At 71.6% G+C, this 19,009-nt stretch carries 15 protein-coding genes and 1 tRNA gene; 11 read left to right on the plus strand and 5 right to left on the minus strand.

Annotated elements, in window-relative coordinates; all coding sequences use genetic code 11:
- Positions 1–152: 152 nt before the first annotated feature.
- The 7 genes from hisS (at position 153) to DEJ29_RS04285 (ending at position 7,699) form a co-directional block, all read left to right on the plus strand.
- A complete protein-coding gene (gene hisS / locus DEJ29_RS04255) occupies positions 153–1,397 on the plus strand; it encodes a histidine--tRNA ligase (protein ID WP_110865050.1) in 1,245 nt (414 codons plus the stop codon).
- A gap of 123 nt (positions 1,398–1,520) precedes the next feature.
- Entirely contained in the window at positions 1,521–2,804 is a 1,284-nt protein-coding gene (gene eno, locus DEJ29_RS04260) for a phosphopyruvate hydratase (RefSeq protein ID WP_111095798.1), read from the plus strand.
- Positions 2,805–3,269: 465 nt separating this feature from the next.
- On the plus strand, positions 3,270–3,803 hold the full coding sequence (locus DEJ29_RS04265) for an FtsB family cell division protein (RefSeq protein WP_110865051.1): 534 nt from the start codon (positions 3,270–3,272) through the stop codon (positions 3,801–3,803).
- Between the two features lie 75 nt (positions 3,804–3,878).
- Positions 3,879–4,427 (plus strand): DUF501 domain-containing protein, encoded by a 549-nt coding sequence (locus DEJ29_RS04270; RefSeq protein ID WP_071406119.1) that lies wholly within the window; start codon positions 3,879–3,881, stop codon positions 4,425–4,427.
- 40 nt (positions 4,428–4,467) lie between these two features.
- Positions 4,468–5,943, plus strand: a complete 1,476-nt coding sequence (locus DEJ29_RS04275; protein ID WP_017886746.1) for an NAD(P)/FAD-dependent oxidoreductase — start codon at positions 4,468–4,470, stop codon at positions 5,941–5,943.
- 71 nt (positions 5,944–6,014) lie between these two features.
- Positions 6,015–6,088: transfer RNA gene (locus tag DEJ29_RS04280), tRNA-Leu, on the plus strand.
- A gap of 270 nt (positions 6,089–6,358) precedes the next feature.
- The gene (locus DEJ29_RS04285; RefSeq protein WP_027464496.1) at positions 6,359–7,699 is read left to right on the plus strand and encodes a threonine/serine exporter family protein; all 1,341 of its coding nucleotides are present in this window, start codon (positions 6,359–6,361) and stop codon (positions 7,697–7,699) included.
- Positions 7,700–7,766: 67 nt separating this feature from the next.
- Here DEJ29_RS04285 and DEJ29_RS04290 read toward each other — a convergent pair whose 3' ends face one another.
- Complete coding sequence (locus tag DEJ29_RS04290) at positions 7,767–9,548, minus strand: class I adenylate-forming enzyme family protein (RefSeq protein ID WP_284174086.1); 1,782 nt, start codon at positions 9,546–9,548, stop codon at positions 7,767–7,769.
- A 210-nt stretch (positions 9,549–9,758) separates the two neighbouring features.
- Positions 9,759–12,149 (minus strand): Ig-like domain-containing protein, encoded by a 2,391-nt coding sequence (locus DEJ29_RS04295; RefSeq protein WP_284174087.1) that lies wholly within the window; start codon positions 12,147–12,149, stop codon positions 9,759–9,761.
- A gap of 218 nt (positions 12,150–12,367) precedes the next feature.
- On the opposite strand from DEJ29_RS04295, the gene DEJ29_RS04300 reads away from it, so the two are divergent.
- Both DEJ29_RS04300 and DEJ29_RS04305 read left to right on the plus strand, forming a co-directional pair.
- Complete coding sequence (locus DEJ29_RS04300; RefSeq protein ID WP_027464499.1) at positions 12,368–12,949, plus strand: LemA family protein; 582 nt, start codon at positions 12,368–12,370, stop codon at positions 12,947–12,949.
- 19 nt (positions 12,950–12,968) lie between these two features.
- Positions 12,969–13,871: a M48 family metalloprotease gene (locus tag DEJ29_RS04305; protein WP_111096029.1), complete on the plus strand. Its 903-nt coding sequence runs from the start codon at positions 12,969–12,971 to the stop codon at positions 13,869–13,871.
- 4 nt (positions 13,872–13,875) lie between these two features.
- Here DEJ29_RS04305 and DEJ29_RS04310 read toward each other — a convergent pair whose 3' ends face one another.
- On the minus strand, positions 13,876–15,159 hold the full coding sequence (locus DEJ29_RS04310) for a winged helix-turn-helix domain-containing protein (RefSeq protein WP_111096028.1): 1,284 nt from the start codon (positions 15,157–15,159) through the stop codon (positions 13,876–13,878).
- Between the two features lie 93 nt (positions 15,160–15,252).
- Between DEJ29_RS04310 and DEJ29_RS04315 the strand changes: the two genes are divergently transcribed.
- Complete coding sequence (locus DEJ29_RS04315; protein WP_258376038.1) at positions 15,253–16,512, plus strand: AI-2E family transporter; 1,260 nt, start codon at positions 15,253–15,255, stop codon at positions 16,510–16,512.
- Between the two features lie 48 nt (positions 16,513–16,560).
- A complete protein-coding gene (gene ilvA / locus DEJ29_RS04320; RefSeq protein ID WP_111096026.1) occupies positions 16,561–17,820 on the plus strand; it encodes a threonine ammonia-lyase in 1,260 nt (419 codons plus the stop codon).
- 132 nt (positions 17,821–17,952) lie between these two features.
- Here the strand turns inward: ilvA and greA are convergent, their stop codons facing one another.
- Positions 17,953–18,441: a transcription elongation factor GreA gene (greA, locus tag DEJ29_RS04325; RefSeq protein ID WP_017886739.1), complete on the minus strand. Its 489-nt coding sequence runs from the start codon at positions 18,439–18,441 to the stop codon at positions 17,953–17,955.
- 71 nt (positions 18,442–18,512) lie between these two features.
- The gene (locus DEJ29_RS04330) at positions 18,513–19,004 is read right to left on the minus strand and encodes a DUF4307 domain-containing protein (protein WP_017886738.1); all 492 of its coding nucleotides are present in this window, start codon (positions 19,002–19,004) and stop codon (positions 18,513–18,515) included.
- Between the last annotated feature and the right edge of the window lie 5 nt (positions 19,005–19,009).

Below are 19,009 nucleotides of genomic sequence, written 5' to 3' on the forward strand. Positions count from 1 at the left end.
CGCTCGAACCGCGGGACGCACTGCAGCACGTCGCCCCGCGAATCGGTCCGGAGCGTGGATCAGGCACGATCCGGACCGAGGTTCTGCATGCAGTATGCCAGTGGGTCGGCAGGCGCGCAAGCCGGAGACGCCCGTCTGCCAGAATTGACCGCATGGCAACGACCGTGACGGCACCCCGTGGCATGCGTGACTTCCTCCCGGCGGACAAGGCCCGGCGCGAGCACGTGCTCGGTGTCGTGCGGGACGTCTACTCGCGGCACGGTTTCGACGAGATCGAGACCCCGGTGGTGGAGGACGCTGCGCGGCTGCACTCCGGGCTCGGCGGTGACAACGAGAAGCTGGCGTTCGCGGTGATGAAGCGCGGGCTCACCACCGAGGACCTGCAGGCAGCCGAAGCGCCGTTGGACCTCGCCGACCTCGGTCTCCGGTTCGACCTGACGGTCCCGCTGGCCCGGTTCTACGCCTCGCACCGTGCGGAGCTGCCGTCGGTGTTCCGGTCCGTGCAGATCGCGCCGGTCTGGCGTGCCGAGCGCCCGCAGAAGGGTCGCTACCGCCAGTTCGTGCAGTGCGACATCGACATCCTGGGGGAGCCCGGGCAGCTCGCCGAGATCGAGCTCATCCGCGCGACGACCGCGGCCCTCGACGCCCTCGGGGTCCGCGGCACGACGATCCGGATCAACGACCGCCGGATCCTGCTGGCGCTCCTCGCGTCGTGGGGGATCACCGAGCCGGCCGCCGCGGACCGCGCGCTCATCACGATCGACAAGCTCGACAAGATCGGTGCGGACGGCGTCGCGGCGGAGCTCCGCAGCACCGTGGGTGCCGACCTGCCCGGGCTCGAGGACACCATCCGCGCGCTCGAGGCCGCCGACTGGACGTCGGTCGAGGGGGCGCCGTGGCTCGACGCCGAGGCCTTCGCCGACCTGCTCCGCCTGCGCGAGGCGCTGCCCGGGGTGGACCTGCGCTTCGACCCGACGCTCGTGCGCGGCATGGGCTACTACACGGGCACGATCTTCGAGGTCGCGCACCCCGACTTCGGCTACAGCCTCGGTGGCGGCGGCCGGTACGACGGCATGATCGGCCGGTTCCTCGGGCAGGACGTCCCCGCGGTCGGGTTCTCGCTCGGGTTCGAGCGGCTCGTCGACCTCGTGACCCTCCCGGAGTCCGCCGAGGCCGACGCCGTCGTGCTCGTGTACGACAAGGACGTCGATCCGGTCCGGCTCGCCGCGCTGAAGACCGAAGCGCTGGCGTCCCACCGACGCGTCCGGCTCGAGCGCCGCACGAAGAACACGAAGAACCTGCTCGCCGGCCTCGCCGCCCAGGGCTTCACGGCGTTCGCGACCGTCTCGGCGGACACCGCGTCGCTCGAGGGCGTCGAGTTCCGCCCGCTCGACTGAGCACCCAGTCCTCGTTCCAGCACGGACTCGTCCACAGCGGGGCGTCACGGCCGACGTCGCGTTCACCTCCGCTCGCTAGGATCGACACCGCAATCACCACAACCAATGTGTAGGGAGTACCCCGTGGCCCTGATCGATGCCGTAGGCGCACGCGAAGTCCTCGATTCCCGAGGCAACCCGACGGTCGAGGTCGAGGTCCTCCTCGACGACGGCGTCGTGTCCCGCGCGCTCGTCCCGTCCGGTGCATCCACCGGCGCGTTCGAGGCGTACGAGCTGCGCGACGGCGACGCCTCGCGCTACGGCGGCAAGGGCGTCCTCAAGGCCGTCGACGCCGTCCTCGACGAGATCGGCCCGGCGCTCGAGGGCTTCGACGCCACCGACCAGCGCCTCGTCGACGCCGCGCTCATCGAGCTCGACGGCACCGAGAACAAGTCCCGCCTCGGCGCGAACGCGATCCTCGGCGCCTCGCTCGCCGTGGCCCGTGCCGCAGCCGACTCGGTCGACCTGCCGCTCTTCCGCTACCTCGGCGGCCCGAACGCGCACACGCTGCCCGTCCCGCTGATGAACGTCGTCAACGGTGGTGCCCACGCGGACACCAACGTCGACATCCAGGAGTTCTTCCTGGTGCCCTACGGCGCCGAGTCCTTCTCCGAGGCGCTCCGCTGGGGCGTCGAGACCTACCACGCCCTCAAGGGCGAGCTGAAGAAGCAGGGCCTGGCCACCGGCCTCGGCGACGAGGGCGGCTTCGCGCCGGAGCTCGCGTCGAACCGCGCGGCGCTCGACTTCCTGCTCACCGCGATCGAGAAGGCCGGCTACACGCCCGGCAAGGACATCGCCGTCGGCCTCGACGTCGCGTCCACCGAGTTCTTCTCGGACGGCAAGTACCAGTTCGAGGGCAAGCAGCTCTCGAGCCAGGAGTTCACCTCCTACTTCGCCGAGCTCGTCGCGAACTACCCCCTCGTCACCATCGAGGACCCGCTGGCCGAGGACGACTGGGAGGGCTGGTCGCACCTGACCGCCGAGCTCGGCGACAAGGTCCAGATCGTCGGCGACGACCTGTTCGTCACCAACCCGAAGCGTCTGCAGCGGGGCATCGAGGAGAAGGCCGCGAACTCGATCCTCGTCAAGGTCAACCAGATCGGCACGCTCACCGAGACGCTCGACGCGGTCTCGCTCGCGCACCGTCACGGCCTGACCTCGATCCTGTCGCACCGCTCCGGCGAGACCGAGGACACCACGATCGCGGACATCGCGGTCGCGGTCGACGGTGGTCAGATCAAGACCGGCGCCCCGGCCCGCTCGGACCGCGTCGCGAAGTACAACCAGCTGCTCCGCATCGAGGAAGAGCTCGGCGACGCCGCGGTGTACGCCGGTCGCTCGGCCTTCCCGCGCGCCGCGTCGCTGTAACCAGTCGCTCAGCAGTACCCGCACCACCGAGACGCCGTCCTCCTCCAGGAGGGCGGCGTCTCGTCGTCTGTGCCGCCCCGGAGCGCCGAGCGGTCGGGACGTGCCGCGCGCGCTGCGTCGAGTGGTCGCGAGTCGTCGGCTGGCCCGGGCCCGGCCGACAGGACGTGACCACCGGACGTGCGCCGGGCGGTGTGTGGTGACCACTCCGGGTGCGGGGCGGACGGACGGGCCGGAGCCGTGCCTCCCGGCTGCCTCGATCGGACCCGGACCCGCCCGCCGTCGGCGTGACGCCGTCGTGTCAGCCTGACGCCGCGAAGTCCGTGAGACGCCGCCGAATCCGGAGGCATCTCGAGGAGACGACGGCGTCTTCTGCTGGGCAGCACCGTGGGACGCGAGACGCTGAGAGGGCGCCGAACGGCCGCGTGCCGGGCGGCCCGACCGACCGTGCCGGGTTATCGTCGGACCGTGCCCAGCCAGAAGCCCCGCGTCCGCCGCGTCCCCGTGGCGATGCCCGACGGCAGCACACCCGCGCAGCCCTGGTACCGCTCGATCCACTTCTCCGGGTTCAGCCTGCTCATGCTCGCGATCATCGTGCTCTTCGTGGTGGTGCTCGCGCCGTCGCTCCGGACGCTCATCCAGCAGCAGGAGCAGATCGCCCAGCAGCAGCAGGAGGTCGCGAGCCAGAAGGCCGACGTCACGCAGAAGAAGAAGGACGTCGCACGCTGGGACGACCCGGCGTACATCGAGGCGCAGGCTCGTGACCGGCTGCTCTACGTGTACCCGGGCGAGGAGAGCTACCTCGTGATGGGTACCGAGGACAAGCGGGCCGAGAAGACCCCCACCACCGACTCCGGCACCCCCGTGAGCGCGAAGGTGCAGACGCCCAAGGTCGACTGGGTGCAGGCCATGCTCTCGTCGGTGCTGCAGTCCGGGCTCACCGACGAGCGGGCAGCCGACCTCGTCGCCCCCGACGTCTCCGGCACGGGCGACAGCAAGTAGTCCGAACCGCGCGGCGCGGAGCCGTCCGGCCCGACGGTGCGAGGGGTTCCGCTTCTCCGGTAGGCTCACGTTCCCGTGACGACCCCTCCCTTCGACCCGCCCTCCGACCGCGACGTCCAGGTCGTGTCGGCGCAGCTCGGCCGACCGGCGCGTGACGTCATCGGGATCGCGGCACGCTGCGTCTGTGGCAACCCCACCGTCGTCTCCACGAAGCCCCGGCTGTCGAACGGCACCCCGTTCCCGACGTTCTACTACCTGTGCCACCCCGCGGCCACCGCTGCGGTCAGCACCCTCGAGGCCAACCAGGTGATGCCCGAGCTGGCAGCCCTGCTCGAGGACCCCGAAGTCGCCGCGCAGTACCGCGCGGCCCACGAGTCCTACCTGGCCGATCGCGAGTCGATCGAACACGTCGACGAGATCGACGGCATCAGCGCCGGTGGCATGCCCACCCGCGTGAAGTGCCTGCACGCCCTCGTCGGCCACGCCCTCGCCGCCGGACCCGGCGTCAACCCCATCGGTGACCTCGCGCTCGAGCGTGCGGACTGGTCGCCCTCCCGGTGTGAGTGCCGGGCGTATGATGACGGTGCAGACGCTGGAGTCGGGGCGGGTGGCGGCGAAGTCTGACCCGACTCCCGCACACCCCCATCCAAGGAGATCATCCCCCGTGCCCAAGATCCTCGTCGTCGGCGGCGGTTACGCCGGTTTCTACACCGCATGGAAGCTCGAGAAGCACCTTCGCCAGGGCGAAGCCGAGGTCGTCATGGTGGACCCGCTGCCGTACATGACGTACCAGCCGTTCCTGCCCGAGGTCGCCGCCGGTTCCATCGAGCCGCGTCACGCGGTCGTCGCGCACCGTCGTCACCTCAAGAAGACCCGCGTCGTCACGGCGAAGGTCACCAAGGTCGACCACGCCACCAAGACGGCGACGATCACCCCGACCGAAGGCGAGGCGTGGGAGGAGTCCTACGACCAGATCGTCATGACCGCCGGCGCGGTGTCCCGAACGTTCCCGATCCCGGGCGTCGCGGACGAGGCCATCGGCCTGAAGACCATCGAGGAAGCCGCGTCGATCCGTGACCGCATCCTCAGCAACTTCCACAAGGCGGCGAACCTGCCGGCCGGTCCCGAGCGCGACCGCCTGCTCACCGTCGTCGTCGTCGGTGGTGGCTTCGCCGGCATCGAGGTGTTCGCCGAGCTCCGCTCCTTCGTCACCGACCTGCTGAAGAGCCACCCGCAGCTGTCCTTCGACGACACGCACTTCCACCTGGTCGAGGCGATGGGCCGCATCATGCCCGAGGTCTCGCTCGAGACCTCGCACTGGGTGCTCAAGAACCTCGCCGAGCGTGGCGCGACCGTGCACCTCGAGACCCAGCTGGCCTCGGCCGTCGGTGGCGTCTGCGAGCTCAAGACGAGCGACGGCGCGATCGAGACGATCCCGTCCGACCTCATCATCTGGACCGCCGGTGTCATGGCGAACCCGATGGTCAAGGGCACCGACTTCCCGCTCGAGCAGCGTGGCCGCATCCGCGTGCAGCCCGACCTGCGCGTGGTCGACGACAACGGCGTGATCGCCGACGCATGGGCCTGCGGCGACGTCGCAGCCGTGCCGGACCTGACCGGTGGGGGTGTCGGCGGGTTCTGCGTGCCGAACGCCCAGCACGCCGTGCGCCAGGCCAAGCAGCTCGCGAAGAACGTCGTCGCGACCATCCGTGGCGAGGCGACGACCGACTACAAGCACGAGAACCTCGGTGCCGTCGCGGGTCTCGGCCTCGGCACCGGTGTGTTCCAGTCCGGCAAGTTCGCCATGAAGGGCTTCCTGGCCTGGGGCGCGCACCGCGGCTACCACGGCCTGGCCATGCCGTCGTGGGAGCGCAAGTGGCGCGTCATCGGCGACTGGGTCGGTGGCTTCTTCCTGGGCCGCGACATCGTGTCGCTCGACGACCGCGAGACCCCGCGCGCCGCGTTCGAGGCGTTCGCGTCCCGTCCGAAGCCCGCCGCCGAGGCCCCGGCCGCGCCCGCCGCAGCCCCGGCTCCGGAAGAGGGCAAGGTCGCCGGTGCCGCCGGTCCCGTCTACGGCGAGCCCGCGAAGGACGTCTCCAACGCCCCCGAGCCGGTGACGGCCCCGGCCGACGCCAAGTAGCACCACTCGTCACGAAGGCGGTCACCTGCGAAGGGTGGCCGCCTTCGTGCATCGGTAGGCTGTTGCGGCCCGCCCCCGTGGCCCAATCGGTAGAGGCACGCGACTTAAAATCGCTGAGTTGTGGGTTCGAGTCCCACCGGGGGTACCGCCGAGGCTCTGCCGCGGCGCCCGCCGCGTGCCGCTGCGAAAGCGACAGAACTCTGCGAACAGTTCGCGTCGTTCTGTCGCTCCGGCCGCACAGTCCGAGCGATGGTCCTGCCATCTGTCGCTTCGACGGTGGGATCGGGTCGCCCTGGGCATCGGACTGGAGGCGCGGAACCGGCCCGCCACGTGCCTCCCGGCCCGCGGACCGTCGCCTTCCCGCGAAGACGGCGCGACTGCACGACCGGCTCGCCGCCCAGTAGCATCGACGATCGTGGTCGGACTCGGAAGCGCACTCGCCAACCTGCAGAACGCCCTCCGCCGACCGGAGGCCCACGTCGAGGTCGTCGACGGCGAGAGCGTCCCGGTCGGCATGCTCCTCGGCACCCTCGGAGCCCTGCTCCTGGACGCCGGCAGCTCCGTCACCGACGTCCGGTCGGCGCTCGAGAAGGCCCGGGACGCCGCCGGGGTCGGACCGACGCTCGCGATCGGCGTCCTGCCCGCCCTGGTGATGGTGAGCGAGGTCTCGACGGGCGCCGCCACCATCGTCAACGCCGAGGGCGTCGAACTGTCGTCCCGCCAGGCCGCCCGCGCCAACCGCGTCGTGCTCGGGCTCGAGAGTGGCTCCATCGCCCTCGCCGAGATCCCCGCCCGCGTCCGGGCCATCCGGGCCGGCACCGTCCCGCCGCCAGCCCTGCCGTGGATCCTCGGCAACGCCCTGACCTCGGCCGGCCTGGCCGTCGTCTTCCGCTGCCCCTGGTGGGCGATCGTCCTGGCGCTCGTCGTCGGCGGCCTGGTCGGCGTGATCGGACTGGTCCTCCGGCGCTTCCGCGAAGCCGTGGCGATCATCCCGTTCCTGGCCGCGTTCGTGTCGACGGCGATCGTCGGCCTGGTCGCCGCGGGCACCGGGTTCGAGCAGGTCCCGCTCTTCGCGGTCTGCGCCCCGGTGGCGGTGTTCGTCCCGGGCGCGCTCATCACCAACGCGTTGCTCGAACTCACCGCCGCCGACATCGTCACCGGGTCGTCGCGACTGGTGCAGGGGCTCATCATGCTCGGCTTCATGGCCGCCGGCATCGCGTCCGGCAGCGCCCTGACCGGGTTGCACGTCGACCCGTCGTCGGCCGCGCTCGTCGGCGAGGTCGCGGGGGTCGGCACCGACCTGGCCGGCTGGGAGTCCGTGCCCGCGTACTGGGTGTCGTGGGTGGCCGTCGTGGTGCTCGCGGTCGGGCTCGGTCTGGTGTTCCGGTCCGGGTGGCGCCTGACGCTCGTGTCGGTGGCGGTCATGGTCACCGCCTACGCCGTGGTGAGCACGACGACGCCGCTCTGGGGCAGCGTCGTCGCGACCGGGGCCGCAGCGGCGCTGCTGTTCGTCGCGACCCGGTTGCTCGAGCGGCTCGTGCCGGCGATCCCGGCGACGGTGTCGTTCTTCCCGGCGTTCCTGCTGCTCGTGCCGGGGACGGTCGGGCTGGTGGCGGTGGCCACCTTCGATCCCGAGGCGCTCGCGACCCCGCTCGCGACCTTCGTCAGCCTGTGCATCGGGACGAAGATCGGCGGGCTCCTGCCCGGCCTCTTCGCCCGCAACGCGCCCCGGCGCGCGGTGGACGCGACCAGCTGACGGACGGGAGGCCCGTGGCGGCGCCGCCACGGGCCTCCAGGCCGTCACCGGCCGGATACCGGGCCCTCTACGGCTCGATCAGCCGGCCCGCTGCCTGGTCCGCCGCGGCCGTGTCCTTCGCCAGGTAGTGCACCTTCTTGCCGGTGGCGTTGTAGGGGAGGTCCATGACGAAGCGGTACCGCCGCGGGCGCTTGTACCGGGCGAGGCCCGGGTGGGAGCCGGTCCACTCCTCGAGCACGGCCGCTGCCTCGGCGTCGTCGGTCGGCAGCCGGTCGCCGGCACGGACGACGTACGCGGTGACGACCTCGCCCCACCGCGGGTCCGGCACGCCCACCACGATGGAGTCGGCGACCCCGGGGTGCTCCTGCAGCACCGCCTCGACCTGGACGGGGTGCACGTTCTCGCCGCCGGAGATGACCATGTCGTCCTTGCGGCCCACGATCGTCACCCGCTCGTGCTCGTCCCACGTGGCGAGGTCGCCCGGGTAGAACCAGCCGTTCGCGAACTTCTCGGCCTCGAGCCCGGGGTTCCGGTACGAGTAGCCGGACTTCACGGTGCGGACGGCGAACTCGCCGATCTCGGTGCCGTCCTTCGCCACCGTGTCGGTGGGGTCGGCCAGACGGTCCTCGTGCACGCGGACGACGGCGACGTCGTCGTCGGTCGATGCGCGACCGGCGGAACCGGCGCCGTCCGGGAAGTCCTCGGGGCGCAGGAACGTGTTCCAGAAGGTCTCGGTGGTGCCGTACCCGTTGAAGATCCGCGGCGACAGCAGCTCCTGGTACCGCAGTGCCGCGGCTCGGTCGAGCGGTGCGCCCATCGTGACGATGCCGTTGAGGCTCGACAGGTCCCGCGCCCGGCGTTCCTGCGCGTCGGCGAGCTGCACCAGGTTCGGCGGAGCCCCGATCAGGAACGTCAGGCGCTCGGACTCGACCAGGTCGAGCACCCGGTCGGCGTCGAAGTGCCGCAGCGTCGTGAGTTCCGCGCCGACGTAGAACACCGGGTTCGGGCCGCCGGAGTACAGGCCGCCACGGTGGAACAGCGGTGACATGTTGAGCGTCTTGTCGAACGGACTGAGCGGGAAGTGCATGACCACGTCGTGCGCGCTGAGCACCTCGACCAGGCTCGGCAGCGGGACGGGCTTCGGCCGACCGGTGGTGCCCGAGGTGTAGAGCCGGGTGGACTCGTCGTAGGTGGTGCGCGGGCCGATCGCCGCGAGTTCCTCGGGGGAGACGGGCTCGGACGCGAGGAGCTCGGTGAACCGGTCGTGGTCGCCGCCGACCGGGACGACGTGGTCCGGCCGGTGCGGCGAGGACTCGATCGCGGCGGCGATCGCACTCGTCCGCTCGGTGTCGTGCACGAGGACGGCGGGTGCGGAGTCCTCGATGATGAACGCGACCTCGTCCGGTGCGAGCCGGAAGTTCGTCGGCGAGAACACCGCGCCGATGCGGTGGCAGGCCAAGTAGAGCATCGCGAACTCGGGTGTGTTGAACAGCTCGACCATCACGACGGAACCCCGTCCGCCACCGTGCCGGACGAGCCACCCGGCGATCCGGTCGACGACGTCGCCGAGCTCGGCGTAGGTCCACGAGCGGTCCGTCTCCGGCTCGCGCAGCGCGGGTCGGCCGGCGAAGCGGTGGGTGTTGCGGGCGAAGCCGTTCGCGTAGGTGAAGCTGCCCTCGAACACCTCGCGGAAGCGCGTCGCGTCGTAGTCGGACCGGGTGTCGGTGTGGGGTTCAGAATCGGACCGGGTTTCGGCGTGGGGTTCCGGATCGCGTCGGGTGTCGGTGCGGGGTTCCGGGTCGGGCCGGGTGTCGGTCATCATCGCTCCTGCCGCGGTCGTGCGGTGCACACCGTCGATGCTGCGCGGGCACCGGTCGCGCGGCACTGCTGCACCGCTGGTCCGGTGCGGCGTCGGTCGTCCGTGCGGGACGGCGAGCGTCCTCCGTGCGGTGCGACCAGCACCGATCGTCACACTAGCCCGCTGTCCGCGAACCGGCCCGGAAGTGCGTCTTCTGTCTGACGGGCGGTGCGGTGCGCCGCTCTGGAGGCCCGGCGCGGGTCAGACGCGGGCCGCGCGCCGGTCGGTGCGCAGCCAGACCAGGGCCGCGATCGCGGCCGCCACGCAGGCCGCGGCGATGCCGACGAGCAGGGCCGGTGCGGCGTGCGTGCCGGTCGTCCCCGAGTAGACCGCGGTGGTCAGCGCGACGGCGACCACCGCGAGCGCGACGTACCGACCGCGGGAGGCGGCGAGCAGCGCGCTGCCTGCGGACCCCGCGACGGGCAGCAGGGTCGCGACGACGGCACCGAGGCCGCCGACGCACAGCGTGATGGCGAACTCCGAACCGAGTGACACCCAGAAGCCACCGCCCGCGAGCAGGCTGTGCAGCACCCAGCCGGCCGCGGCGAGTCCGAGGAGGGCCAGCACCCGCCAGGTCGCACCCCGGGCGCTCGCGGCGATCCCGGTACCGAGGCGGAGCGGTCCGGTCCCCAGTCCGGGGCGGACGGAGGGCACGAGGACGACCCCGACGATGAGTGCGGGGGACAGGTCCGCCGCGCGGGTGACGCCGCACGCCACGAGGGCTGCGAGCACGAGCCACGGCGACACCCGGAACCCGATCGTGCGGTGGTCGCTGCCGGCTGCCCACCGCGTGGCGAACACGACGGCGGCGGTCAGGACCCCGATCCCGGCGAGGACGGCGATCGCCAGACGGGCGTAGCGGGCCTCGAGCTCGACGCCGACCCCGAGCAGGGTGCACAGCGCCGCGACGGACACCGCGATGGTGATCGACGCCCAGGTCGGCAGGACGTCGTCGCCGCGTGCGCGGTCCGACCGCGAGCGGTTGCGGCCGAGCAGCCCGGCGAACGGCGAGCGGAGGCGACCCCGGGTGACCGCGGCCACGAGGGCGAGCGGCGCGGCGATCAGCAGGAGGAACCCGGCGGCGACGGCGGTGGCGACCAGGACGGTCCGCCACGAGAACGCGGCCTGGATGGTCGGGACGGTGCGGTCGTACGTCGTCGCCGCGGTCCAGTCGCCGGCGGGGCCGGACCAGTCGGGGTGGCCTCCGGCGCTGCCGACGCCGGCCGGGGTGCTGCCGGTGCCGTCGCTGGGGCCGTTGCCGGTGCCTGCTGCGCCGCCGCTTTCGTTGCCGTTGCCGCCGTTGCCGCCGTTGCCGCCGTCGCCCCCGTGACCGGCGGCGTTCGTGCCGATCCCGGTTCCACCGTGGCCGGTCGCGCCGGGGGTGCCCGTCGTCGCGCCGGATCCCGGCGTCGCCGTGCCCGGCGTCCCCGGGGTGTCCGTGGCGCCGGGGGTCGGTGTGGCGGTCGGGGCCGTGGTGGTGGACCACACCGTGACCCGGACGGCGGCCGACGACCGGGAGTAGTTGCCAGCGACGTCGTGCTGCGTCGCGGTGAGCTGGTGCCCGCCGGCGCGCAGCGTCGACCCCGCGGTGGAGCACGACCACGAGGCGTCCGGCGCGACCACCACGCCGCACACCGGCGCACGGTCGACGTACACGGTCACGCGGGCGCCCGGCTCACCGGTCCCGGCGACCGTCGTCGAGCGGGTGCCGATCCGTTGGCCGTCGTCCGGTGTCGTGATGCGCGGGGCAGCGGGCGCCGTGCGGTCGACCGTGATCGTCACGGGAGCGGAGGCCGCGCTCCGCAGGTCCGACCGGTAGCCGCGCGCCGTGCTGGCGGTCTGCGACGCGGTGACGGTGAACCGGCCGTCGGCGAGCGACCCGAGGGCGGCCACCCACCGGCCGTCCGCACCGACCCGGGCGGTCTGCTGGGCCGAGGAGCCGGACACCGACAGCAGCACCGTCGATCCGGGGTACCCCGTACCGGAGACCGTTCCGCCGGTGGGCCCGGCGGCCGCCAGGGTCGGCGGGACGATGACGTCCGAGGCCGGTGCACTCGCGACGGGCAGTGCGGCGACGAGGTCGCGCACCGTGAAGACCTGTTGCGGGCCCGAGCGGACGGTGCCGAGGCAGGCCCAGGAACCGTTCGGGTCCACCCGGGTCGTGCACCCGGACGAACCCGTCGCGGCCGGGCCGGTCACCCGGACGGTGTGCCCGGGGGTGCCGGTGCCGTGGAAGCGCGTCGTCCCCGTCGTGACGTCACCCGGGTCGGCGATGGTGGGCCGAACGGCGGGACGCGTGGGGGTGGGCGTCGGGGCGCCCGGCCGGCCGGGGCTCGGCGGAGCGATCTCGCTCGGCTCGGGGGTGGCGGTGGGGGTGGCGGCTGCCCGGGCGGCGGCTGCCGGGGCGTCCGCAGCGGCAGCGTCGACCGACGTGCCGTCCGCGGCGACCGCGATGGCCGGGGCTGCCGCGGCCCCGAGGAGCGCGGCGACGAGGACCGTCGTCGCAGCTGCGAGCAGGGCGAAGCGGGGACGACGACGAGGGCTGTCGCCCCCGACAGCCCTCTCGTCCACGTTCTCCCCGGTCGTGTTCACCGGACCCATCCCACGGGATCGGCGGCCTCCGGTCAATACACCTCGCGGATGAGGTTCGGGATCGGCCCGCAGTCCGGGAACCCGGTGTGCGTGACTCGGGAATCGGCCGTGAACACTGCTCACGGAACGGAGCATGCTCAGCGCGTCGATAGACTTCACGATGGCCGTTCAGGCCAACGCAGCACCGCGGATCCCGACGCGCAAAGGAGTACGCCCGCATGGACACCGGACTCGTCACGACGCTCATCGTCGTCGGAGTGGTGGTGGTCGTCCTGGTGATCATCGGGATCTACCTCTGGGTGACGTACAACTCCCTCGTCACGCTCAAGGTCCGGGTCGACGAGGCCTGGAGCGACATCTCGGTGCAGCTGAAGCGCCGCGCCGACCTCATCCCCACCATCGTGGACACGGTCAAGGGGTACGCCACGCACGAGAAGGCGGTCTTCGACGACGTGACGAAGGCCCGCGCCGAGACGCTGTCCGCCGGTGACGCCGACACGGCCTCCACCGCCGAGGGGCACATGCAGAAGGCGCTCAAGAGCGTGTTCGCGGTGGCCGAGGGGTACCCGCAGCTGCAGTCGAGCCAGAACTTCCTGCAGCTGCAGTCCGAGCTCGTCGACACCGAGGACAAGATCCAGGCCGCCCGCCGCTTCTACAACGGTGGTGTGCGTGAGCTGAACACGAAGATCCGGGTGTTCCCGAACTCCACGTTCGCGAAGAACCGCGGTTTCTCCGAGGCCCCGTTCTTCGAGACGAACGAGCCGGCGGCCATCGCCGAGCCGCCGCGCGTCCAGTTCTGACCCCAGCGTCGGATCCGACGTGTACAGCGCCATCGCGCGGAACAAGCGCAACACCGTCCTCATCGTCCTGGTGTTCCTGCTGATCATCGGCGCGCTCGGGTTCCTCGGCGGGTACATGGCCGGCAACGTCTCGATCGGCTTCATCGTCCTCGTGGTGGCTTTCGGGTACGCGGTGCTGCAGTACTTCCTGGCGGCACGACAGGCCACCGCGATCGCCGGCGGGGTCGAGATCGACCGCGTCTCGGAACCGCGGCTGTGGCGCACCGTCGAGAACCTCGCCATCGCGACCGGCATGCCGATGCCCCGGGTGTTCGTCATCCCCGACCCCGCTCCGAACGCCTTCGCCACCGGGCGTGACCCGGAGCACGCGGTGGTGGCGGCGACGACCGGGCTGCTCGAGCTCATGGACGACCAGGAGCTGCAGGGCGTGATGGCCCACGAGCTCGGACACGTCCGGAACTACGACATCCGGGTGTCGACGATGGTCTTCGGACTCGTCGTGGCCGTCGGCCTCATCGCCGACGTCCTGCTCCGCATCTCGATCTTCAGCGGCCTGTCCGGCGGGCGGAACCGCAACTCGGACAACGGCGGCAGCGCCAACCCGGTGCTGCTCATCGCCGGGATCGTCGCAGTCATCGTGGCCCCGATCGCCGCGGCCGGCGTGCAGGCGGCGGTGTCCCGGCAGCGCGAGTACCTGGCCGACGCGACGGGTGCGATGACGACCCGGCACCCGGAGGGCCTGGCCCGGGCCCTCGAGAAGCTCGGCGCGTACGGCCGACCGATGCAGACGCAGAACTCCTCGATGGCGCACCTGTGGATCGCCGACCCGATGCGCCCCGGTGTGATGGACCGACTGTTCTCGACGCACCCGCCGCTGCCCGACCGCATCGCGCGGCTGCGGGCGAACGCCGACCGGTTCTGACGGGTCAGCCGATGCCGTCGGCGGCGGTGTCGTCGGCCGTCTCGATCGGTTCGGGGGTGTCCGTGTCGTCAGCGGACTCGTGCGGCACCAGGGGCACTCCGAGCGCCCCGGCGACGGCCGCAGCAGCGGTTCCTCGGCCGGTCACCTCGATCGCGCCGAGGCCCTGCCAGCTCGCGGTCCGTCGCAGTGTGTCGGCGAGCCGCTCGGGGTCCAGGTGCTCGCCGGGTTCCTGCCACGCGGTCCGGACGCGGAGCACACCGCGCTGCCGGTCGCTCTTCAGGTCGATCCGCCCGACGAGCCGGTCGTCCTGCAGCACCGGCAGCACGTAGTAGCCGAACACCCGCTTCGGGGCCGGGGTGTAGATCTCGATCCGGTAGTGGAAGCCGTACATCCGCTCGGCCCGCCGCCGGAACCAGACGACCGGGTCGAAGGGGCTCAGCACCGCGTCCGCCGTCAGCTGCCGGGGGACCCGAGCCCCCACGTGCAGCCAGGCCCGCTCGCCCCAGCCCTCCACCCGCACCGGCAGGAGCTCGCCGGCGTCGGTGAGCTCGGCGATCGCGGTGGCCGTGTCGTCGGAGCGCAGCCGGTAGTAGTCCGCGATGTCCGCTCGGGTGCCGATGCCGAGCGCCCGTGTGGCCTGACGCACGAGCTCGAGCACGGCATCGGCACGCGGCGGGGCGGTCTCGAGGAAGCCCGCGGGCAGCACCTGCTCGGGCAGGGCGTACACCCGCTCGAACCCGGCCCGTCCGGCGCTCACCGCCTCGCCCCAGCGGAACATCTGCTCGAGCCCGAGCTTCACGTCGCTCCACCCCCACCAGGGGCCGCGTCGCACGTTCGACTCGTGCTCCACCGCGCTCGCCCGCATCGGCCCCTCGGCCCGGAGCAGGGCGTGCAGTTCGCGCCGGACGGCAGCGGTCCGAGTGACGCCGTCGACCCGGGTCGGGCCGGCGTCCCGTTCCCGCAGGGCGTCCATCCGCCACCGGAACAGCCGCAGGTCGTCGCGGGGGATGAACGCCGCCTCGTGCGCCCAGTACTCGGTGTACGGACCCGAGCGTCCGAGCGTCAGCCGGTCGAGCGTCGACCGGTCGTAGGCCCCGAGTCGGGCGAAGAGCGGCAGGTAGTGGCTGCGTTCGAACACGTTGACGGAGTCGATCTGCAGCAGCCCGAGCCGGCCGAACGCGGCGTTCAGCGCCCGCGTCGAGACCGGCTCGGTGGGTGGCCGTCCGAACCCCTGCGCGGCGAGTGCGACCCGGCGGGCCTCGGCGGCGGAGAGCGTCGACCTGGGCATGCGGCGACGCTACCGAACCCCGCCGACATGAGCGTCCACGAACGTATGCCGTATCTGGCACCTGACGGGAAGCACATCGCTACACTCGGGCCCATGGCATGGGGAAGCAAGCAGACACACCCCGACCCCGTGGTCGAGGAATCCGTCCCGGTCGGCGTGCGCATCGCCGGCGCGTGGTCGTGGCGGGCACTCGTCGTCGTGGGCGTGATCGCCGTCTTCATCTGGCTCGTCACGGTCTTCAGCGAGATCCTCATCCCGTTCCTCATCGGCATCGTGGTCTCGGCGCTCCTGGTGCCGGTCTCGAACTGGCTGCAGCGGCACCACGTGCCGAAGTGGTTGGCGGTCGTCATGAGCCTGCTCGGCGGCGTCGCCGCCCTGGGCGGCCTGATCTGGCTCGTCGTCGACCAGATCATCGCGTCGTACCCGTCGCTGCGTGACCGGACGATCGACCAGTACGCCAACATCAAGGACTTCGTGCTGAACTCCGGGTTCGGCATCAACCAGTCCGACGTGAACGGCTGGCTCGACGACGGCACGAAGTGGTTGCAGGACAACTCCGCGTCGATCCTGTCCGGGGTCGCCAGCGCGGGGTCGGGCGCGACGCACGTGTTCGCGGCGCTCTTCATCACCCTGTTCACCACGATCTTCCTGCTGATCGACGGCAAGAACGTCTGGCGCTGGTCCGTCCGGTTGTTCCCGAAGAAGGCGCGTGCCGCGGTGGACGGCGCCGGTGTCGCCGGCTGGATCACCCTGACGAGCTTCATCCGGGTGCAGATCTTCGTCGCCTTCGTCGACGCGGTCGGCATCGGCCTGGGGTCCTTCATCGTCGGGCTCTTCTTCGGCGGCATGCCGCTGGTGATCCCGATCGCCGCCTTCGTCTTCCTCGGCGCGTTCATCCCGGTCGTCGGTGCCATCGTCACGGGCTTCCTGGCGGTGTTCGTCGCCCTGATCTTCAACGGCCCCCTCGCCGCGGTCCTGGTGCTCGGTGTCGTCCTGCTGGTCCAGCAGATCGAGGGCCACATCCTGCAGCCCCTCGTCATGGGCAACGCGGTCAAGGTCCACCCCCTGGCGGTCGTCCTCGGCGTCACCGCGGCCTCCGGGCTCGCGGGCATCGCAGGGGCGTTCTTCGCCGTGCCGTTGATCGCCACGCTGAACGCCATGGTCACCACCATCGCGAGCGGACGCTGGCGACGGCTCGACTCCGACCACGTCCTCGAAGCGACGCCGAAGCGCGGGCAGCACGGGCAGATCCAGTTGCTCCGCCGCCGTCGCCACAAGGTCGGCGACGACGTCCCCGCACCAGGCGTGGATGCCGGCCCCTCCGCTGAAGAAGGCACTGCCAGCACCAACTGAGCGTCACACGAGTTCGCCGCGGGGGCCCGGAGCGACGATGATGGGGGAGTGACCGACACCAGCGCCTCCCCGCACACGCTCACCGCGATCCCGACCCTCGCGGACATCGAGGCGGCGCGCGAGACCATCAAGGGCGTCGCACGCGTCACCCCGATGGAGACGTCGCAGTTCCTCGCCGAGCTGCTCGGGTCCCCGGTGCACCTGAAGTGCGAGAACCTGCAGCGCACGGGTGCCTACAAGGTGCGCGGTGCCTACAACCGCCTCTCGACCCTGTCCGCCGAGCAGCGCGCCAAGGGCGTCGTCGCCGCGAGCGCCGGCAACCACGCGCAGGGTGTCGCCCTCGCCGCCCGCGAGCTCGGCATCCCCGCGACCATCTTCACGCCGGTCGGGGTCGCCCTGCCGAAGCTGCAGGCCACCCGCCACTACGGCGCCGACGTCGTGCTGCGGGGGCACTCCGTCGAAGAGGCACTGAGCGCCGCGAAGGACTTCGCCGCGCACACCGGCGCCGTGTTCATCCCGCCGTTCGACCACCCGGCGGTCATCGCGGGGCAGGGCACGCTCGGCCTCGAGATCATCGACCAGGTGCCGGACGTCGACACCGTGGTGGTGCCGATCGGAGGCGGCGGTGTCATCTCCGGCATCGCACTCGCGGTGAAGGGCATGGCCGAACGGCTCGGACGTCCGATCCGGGTCATCGGCGTGCAGGCCGAGAACGCTGCGGCCTACCCGTCGTCGATCACCGCAGGCGAACCCGTCACCATCACCACGAAGCCGACCATCTCCGACGGCATCGCGGTGGCACGCCCCGGCGACCTGAACTTCCCGATCATCCGCGACCTGGTCGACGACATCGTCACCGTCTCGGACGACGACACCGCCCGCGCCCTGCTCGTCCTGCTCGAGCGCGCCAAGCTCGTGGTCGAGGCAGCGGGGGCCGTCGGCGTCGCCGCGATCATGTCCGGTGCCGTCCGCGACACCGGCCGCACCGTGGTGCTGCTGAGCGGCGGCAACATCGACCCGCTCATGATGGAGCGCGTGATCACCCGCGGGCTCGTCGCCGCCTCGCGCTACATCGGCATCCGCATCATGCTGCCGGACCGCCCGGGTCAGCTCGCCCGCGTCGCCCAGGTCATCTCGGACGCCGGCGCGAACGTGGTCGAGGTGCTGCACACCCGCCACGGGCAGGGCCTGGTCATCAACGAGGTCGCGCTGGACCTGTCGATCGAGGCGCGCGGCCCCGAGCACGCGCAGGAGGTCATCCAACGCCTGCACGAGGTCGGCTTCCGCCCGGAACTCCTGGAGCACTAGTCCGCGACGATCCACGAGTCGTTCGACGCGTGGACTGTCGGAAGTGCGGCGCGCGCTCTGGGCGCGACCAGCAGACAGACAGGAGGCCCGTGGCGGTGTCGCCACGGGCCTCCTGTCAGGAGTGGGCCGGGTCTACGGCTCGTAGCGCTCGATCTTGACGACCTCGACGGCGATCTCCTTGCCGTTCGGCGCCGTGTACGTGGCCTTGTCGCCGGCCTTGAGGCCGACGATGGCCGCGCCGACGGGGCTGACCGGGCTGTAGACCGTCAGGTCGGAGCCCTCGGCGACGATCTCGCGGCTGCCGACCAGGAAGGTGGACTCGTCGCCGGCGATGACCGCCGTGACGACGGTGCCCGGCTCGACGGTGCCGTCGAACTCCGCTTCGCTGACGGTGGCGTGCTTCAGGAGCTCGGTGAGGACGCGGATGCGGGCCTCGATCTTGCCCTGCTCGTCCTTCGCGGCGTGGTAGCCGCCGTTCTCCTTGAGGTCGCCTTCTTCGCGAGCGGCCTCGATGCGGCGCGCGATCTCGGCACGGCCTTCGCCGCTCAGCTCGTCGAGCTCCGCCTTGAGACGGTCGTGCGCCTCCTGGGTCAGCCAGGTGACCTGCGTGTCGTTGCTCATGTTCTGTCCCTTCGACCATGAAAAAACGAGACCGGCCGAGTGGTCGGTCTCGAGAGGCGAATCAGGACAGTCTAGGGAATCCAGCAGTCGTGGATCAAGCCGGTCACGCCCCGCGTCGTCGTGGTGACCTGCGTGGAGATGCTCCGGCTGCGCTGTTCGGACGCCGGCACGGTGATCTCCTTCCAGCCCACGATCGAGTAGCTCTTGTCGAGGACCTGCACGGCGCACTTCGCCTCGACACCCGGGTCGACGGACACCTGCGAGTGGACGACGGTGCTGTGCTCGGACAGCACCTCGTACCCGATGACGTCCTGGTCGAGGCCACGGTCGGACTGGTCGAGCCCGGCCCAGATCACCCATGCACCGAAGACCACGACGACCGCGATGGCTGCGACGATCGCGAAGAGGCGGCTGCGGCGCTTGCGGGCCGGGGTGCGGCCGTAGCGCTCGTCGAGGGTGGCGGTCTGGTGCTGTTCGGACAGTTCGGGGCTCCCGGGGTGGATATCCTGATCCCAGGGTAGTTCACGCGATGCTGTGCGCTGCCCGCGTCCGACGCCGCTCACCCGCA

This window comes from Curtobacterium sp. MCPF17_021 (assembly GCF_003234605.2).
Classification (GTDB): Bacteria; Actinomycetota; Actinomycetes; order Actinomycetales; family Microbacteriaceae; genus Curtobacterium; species Curtobacterium flaccumfaciens.